Source organism: Jatrophihabitans lederbergiae, from assembly GCF_031845305.1.
Taxonomy (GTDB): Bacteria; Actinomycetota; Actinomycetes; order Mycobacteriales; family Jatrophihabitantaceae; genus Jatrophihabitans_A; species Jatrophihabitans_A lederbergiae.
Window position 1 is genome coordinate 1 of record NZ_JAVREH010000104.1, and the last position, 5,037, is coordinate 5,037.

The window sequence follows — 5,037 nt, forward strand, 5'->3', positions numbered from 1 at the left end:
TGGTGCATCCGGGTCACGGCCACGGCGAAACCCAGCGCGCACACCACCACCAGCAGCGCCCCCAACCCCAGATGGGCCGGGCTGCGGCGCCGGCCCGGCGGGCGCACCACCGGCCCCGAGCCGGCCGGCGTGCCCCACCCGGCGCCGGCTCTGCGTGTTGCCTGTCGCGGCGTCGTTGTCGTGCTCACCCCTATGGACCCCCGTCCCCTGGTTACTGGCTGTTAGTTGCTGTTGAGTGCCTGGGATTCGGTGACCGGCACCGACGCCGTCGCCGACGCCGCACCCCACCCTGCGCGGTCCAGCCACAACCAGGTCGGCAAGTTCACCAACTGCCGCCCCGCAGGGGACAGCCGGATCGAGGGCGGCGGCAGCCGCAACTGGTCATACGCCTGCCTCGCCAACGCCGCCGGATCCGGCAACACCGGACCAGGCGCGGCCGGGCCGTCCGGGATGAACACCGGCGGCCGGTAGATCGCATCCGCCGCGCCCTTGCCCGTGCACTTATACACATACCAAGCCCCACCCGAACCCACCGCCAGAGACGCCGCGGGCGCTGCCAGCAGGCGAGCTGTGAACACGGCGGCCACCACCCCGCTGGCTGCCAGCGGGCTGGCTATGAACGCGGCGGCCACCACCCCGCCGCTCGCCGGCGGCTGGTAGTCACTGCGAACATAGGAACACCGCCACCGACCCGGATCCGTCTCCACCGAGCCAGGCCCGGGCTTGCCCGGAGCACCACTCGCACCCGCACCTGCCCCGTTCGGAGCGGAGCCCGGTAACTGACCGCCACCCGTGCCGGCACCAAGCTCACATCCCGGATTTGGGCGCTGCGTACAGTCCACCGTGCCCCAGCCGCCGTGAGCGGACGCTGGAGTCTGAGCCGTGCAGACCAGGAGGGCCGCCGCAGTCACAAGTGCGATCCCCGGGCGCTTCAGCATGATCCAACGCCCTCGACGGCGAACCGGTCGATCTTCCAGCTTCCGGTGGGCTGCTTCTTGGCCTCCGCGGTGATCGCCTGACGGCCCCCCGGAATGTTGTCCTCGAGCTTGCCGGTCTTGGCGAAGTATTTCAGCCAGTGGCTGGAGTCGCCGCAGTCAGAGATCAGCACCGTCGCCGGCGAAGCCGTGGGCGTCGCCTTAATGACGTTCGGGTGGAGTACCGGTTGGCCTTTGGTGATCAGGCCGTTGTAGCGGTCGGCGTACAGCCCGCGCGACATCACCAGGAGCGCGTCGCCGGTCGCATGCGTCGCAAGTGAAGGAGACCGCCAGTTCGAAGTGTGCCCGGCAACGGCAAAGTCCCGCCACATCGCCAGGTAACTGGCCAGAGCCGCCGCCTTCGCACTCACACCGGGCTGAGTCGTCGGCGGGGTCGAGGATGCGGACGTTGGGACGGTGGAGCTGGGGCTCGCTGTGACCGTTGAAATAGTGGGGAATGCATTGCTGAATCCACCACCACGGTTGGGGCATGGGACCGGTCACACCCAGCGACGGCCAGCAAGAGAAGCACTGTCGCCGCAGAGCAGATCGCACTGGGTGGCGCGCCTGATAGGGCCGCGTAGCGAGTCATCGGTTCCCCGTCCTCCGACTATCCACATAAGTCATCTGCAAACCAGATGGGCCATAACGTCTACACCCGGCAGTCCACTCACTTCAACAGGAGTATGGGCACGGAGCCGAAATTCCTGGCTAAGAGCTCGTTTCAGAATGCGGGGCGGGCAGTTTGCGTAGGCAGATGAGGGCGCAGGCGAGTTGCATGAGGCCGAGGTGGAGGTCGGCGCGGATCTCGTAGCGGGTGCGGAGTCCTTTGAAGCGGTGCAGCCAGGCGAAGCCGCGCTCGATGACCCACCGCTTCTTCCCGAGTCCGGACCCGTGGGCGACGCCTCGGCGCGCGATCTTCGGGATGATCCCTCGAGCCCGGAGCTCGCGGCGGTACTTATCGAAGTCGTAGCCGCGGTCGGCGTAGAGCCGCTTCGGCTTCTGCCGCGGCCTGCCGAGGATGCCTCTGATCTTCGGCAGCGAATCGACCAAGGGGCAGCAGTTGGGTGACGTCGTGCCGGTTCCCGCCGGTGAGGGTGACCTGCAGCGGTGTGCCGAACCCGTCGACGATCAGGTGATGCTTTGAGCCAGCGTGGCCGCGGTCGAGCGGGGATGCGCCGACGTGGTCCCCCCTTTTAGCGCCCGCAGGTGCGAGCCGTCGACCGACATGTCATCCAGGTTCAACATCGCCTGACGGCGAAGCTCGGCCAGCAGCGCCTCGTGCAGCGCCGGCCAGACCCCGGCCTCGGTCCAGTCCCGCAAGCGCCGCCAACAGGTCAGCCCGGACACCCCGAGCACCTGCTTCGGCACCTGTGCCCAGCCGACCCCGTGCCGGAGCACGAAGATGATGCCGGCCAGCGCAGCTCGATCATCGAGTCGGTTCCGGCCGTGATGCAGCCGCGGGCGCGGTTTCGGAACCGGCAGCAGCGGCGAGACCCGCTCCCACAGCCCGTCAGGCACGAGATCCTCGATCACGACCAGCAGCGTCAGCCGACCAGCCAGCCCAACCCGTCAGACACGCCGACCATTCTGAAACGCGTTCTAAGACGCCGCGTCAACCGCCCGGCGCAGGCGGCCGGTGCGGGTGCGCCGTGACTGCGCGCGCTCGATGACGTCGCGGTGGCGGGCGGACCATTCGGCAAGTGGGGTGGCTGCCTCGGCCAGTTCCCGACAGGCATCGGTCAGGCAGTAGTACACGGTGGGCGGGAACGTGCCCGGCGTCTCGTGGCGTTCCAGCAGCCCGTCGCCGGTCATAGCCTGCAGGCTCCGGCTCAGGATGCTGTCGTGCAACTGCCGGTGCCGCCCACCCCATCGCATGCCCGGTCGAGCAGCCCCGGCAGCGGCGAGGATGTCCTTGTATGGCAGGGGCCCGTCCAGCAGCGCGCCGACGATGGCAGGGGCCCACTCGGCAGCCAGCAAGGCCCGCGCGTCATACCAGTCATGCAGAAAACCCGCCGGACGCTCTGGAGCCATAGCATTTCGATCGGCAGCCCAACGTTGGACCTTACTGAAACCTTACGGTTGGTATGTAAGCCACGATGCTCCAGGCCTAACCAGAGCGACGTCCATCGTGGTGGCGGAGCCGTCGCTGTGACCGTAGTCGGCTGGCACCCGCAGGTGCCCAAAAATGCCGCTACGGCTCTGTGGGCGCCGGAAAGCTATGACACTTGCGAAGTCTCGGCGATCCGCTTTCCGTAGCTTCCCACTCCGCGGCGTCCTGCGTATGGTCGTGCATCGCTACGCCTGACCCGGAAGGAGGCGACCCACGGACGTAGACACCCATCTACCCCGGGCGCCGTTGGCGGTGCTCCGAAGGCGGCCCCGGCCGGTGCGTCAACACCGACCGAGGCCTTGATCGCACACCTATCTGAGTAGGAGTACGACCCATGGCACAGAGTAACCATCACGGACCGGACAGCTCGGCCAGCGAGCTACAGCGTCCCGCGAGCCGACACTGTGGCGGCGCGGACCAGCCTCACCCCGACCTGTTGGCCTTCATGCGCCACATCCTGGGCGCGACCCGTCTGTCGGTTACCGCCATCGACGGGCCCCGCATCGCTGGAGTTCGCGTGTGCATCGGGCGGACGCGCCCGTGAGCCGCCAGCACGCGCCGTTCTGCGACCTCGACCCCGATCTCCGCGGACACGGACCCTTCTGCGTTTCCCGGCCCATCGCCCGGCAGGCTGTCGCCGCCAACGAGCAGGGCAAGACCGTGGACATGACCGTCGACCTGGCCGCGAAGTGGTCCGACTTCAGCGCGCCGTACCTGGTACGGCTCATCAACGAACCACCCGACATCGGCGAGCGGTCCGTGGCCCTTATGCCCTCCGGCACCGCACGCCAGATCGCCGCGGCGCTACTCGTAGCTGCCGGGCAGGCCGAAGAACTCGAACGGGACCTCACCCGACCACGACCGGCACGGTGACTCGCCGTGTCACCACACCGCTTCGCTGCCGCGATGGCTGTTAGCGCGCGTTGCTCCGGCGGAGTGACGGCGCCTACTGTGGGCCACAGCTGGTCTGCTTGCGGTCATCTGACGTGCCTCGGAGGACACCTGGCAAGCAGAGCACCGGTGATCAGCGATGCGGCTGCGTAACCGACTCGTCCTCGGTGCCTTCGTGGACAACCGCTCTGGCACGGCCAGGACTGACAGCGTTCAGAGTGTTGAGGCGGCTTGTCGTGCCGCCTCGTTTACCGCTGCTTTGGCGCACTCGATCGGCGGGTAGATCGACTCCTTCGTCACGGGATAGGTCCAGCCCGCGAGGAGCTCAAGAATCCGCGGTTTCCACGAGGACTTGATCCGGATCGTCCATCCGCCGCCGGCCCAGTTGCCGCGGGGCAACTCGCCGGGCATTGGAAAGTCGAACCCGAGCGTGGTGATTCGGCCCACTGGCGCTCCACGTGCCTCATAGGCACCACGCACCTCAGCGGCACCTCAGCGACACCGTCACGGCCTCGGGCAGCACCCTTACCAGCCTGCTCGGTGTCGGCGACGTGGTGGCCGCGAAGATCCTGGCACGGACCGGCGCCGTTAGCCGGTTTCCGTCCGCGGCCGCGTTTGCCTCCTACTGCGGCGTGGCCCCGATCGAAGTCTCCTCGGGTGACGTCGTGCGCCACCGGCTCTCCCGCGCCGGTGACCGTCAGCTCAACTACGCACTGCACGTTATGGCGCTGTCGCAGATCAGATACGAGTCACCTGGGTCGCAGCTACTACCAGCGCAAACGCGCCGCCGGGAAGAGCCACAAGGAAGCCATGCGCTGCCTCAAACGCCGCCTCGCCGACGTCGTCTACGAACCATGATCAACGACTCGGTTTCCTCTCTGTCGCCAGCCGCTTGACACAGAGAGGTGCCGTTACCGCGATAGACCCCGACGCCTAGCCCGGGGCTTTCATGAGGGCGGCGCGTTGATCAACTGAAAAGTGCTCCAAGCCAGCAAGAATCAGGGTTGCGACGACCAGTTCATGCGGAGCGAGGAGCACCTTCAGGGTGAAGAATATCGG

General features: G+C 67.4%; 6 protein-coding genes and 2 pseudogenes. 2 read left to right on the plus strand and 6 right to left on the minus strand.

Going from position 1 to position 5,037, the window contains the following annotated elements:
* The 5 genes and pseudogenes from RM423_RS23945 to RM423_RS23965 form a co-directional block, all read right to left on the minus strand.
* On the minus strand, positions 1–188 hold a 188-nt coding region (locus RM423_RS23945), incomplete at its 3' end, for a hypothetical protein (RefSeq protein WP_311425553.1).
* A 33-nt stretch (positions 189–221) separates the two neighbouring features.
* Positions 222–707: a hypothetical protein gene (locus tag RM423_RS23950; RefSeq protein WP_311425554.1), complete on the minus strand. Its 486-nt coding sequence runs from the start codon at positions 705–707 to the stop codon at positions 222–224.
* A gap of 224 nt (positions 708–931) precedes the next feature.
* Positions 932–1,345: a hypothetical protein gene (locus RM423_RS23955; RefSeq protein WP_311425555.1), complete on the minus strand. Its 414-nt coding sequence runs from the start codon at positions 1,343–1,345 to the stop codon at positions 932–934.
* Positions 1,346–1,685: 340 nt separating this feature from the next.
* A pseudogene (locus RM423_RS23960) lies at positions 1,686–2,510 on the minus strand (IS5 family transposase).
* A gap of 66 nt (positions 2,511–2,576) precedes the next feature.
* On the minus strand, positions 2,577–3,008 hold the full coding sequence (locus RM423_RS23965; RefSeq protein WP_311425556.1) for a winged helix-turn-helix transcriptional regulator: 432 nt from the start codon (positions 3,006–3,008) through the stop codon (positions 2,577–2,579).
* Between the two features lie 619 nt (positions 3,009–3,627).
* Here RM423_RS23965 and RM423_RS23970 point away from each other — a divergent pair.
* Positions 3,628–3,960, plus strand: a complete 333-nt coding sequence (locus RM423_RS23970) for a hypothetical protein (RefSeq protein WP_311425557.1) — start codon at positions 3,628–3,630, stop codon at positions 3,958–3,960.
* A 231-nt stretch (positions 3,961–4,191) separates the two neighbouring features.
* On the opposite strand, the gene RM423_RS23975 is transcribed toward RM423_RS23970, so the two are convergent.
* The gene (locus RM423_RS23975) at positions 4,192–4,425 is read right to left on the minus strand and encodes a hypothetical protein (protein WP_311425558.1); all 234 of its coding nucleotides are present in this window, start codon (positions 4,423–4,425) and stop codon (positions 4,192–4,194) included.
* A gap of 56 nt (positions 4,426–4,481) precedes the next feature.
* Between RM423_RS23975 and RM423_RS26115 the strand changes: the two are divergent.
* Positions 4,482–4,836 (plus strand): annotated as a pseudogene (locus tag RM423_RS26115) (transposase); the annotation flags it as partial.
* Positions 4,837–5,037 lie beyond the last annotated feature (201 nt).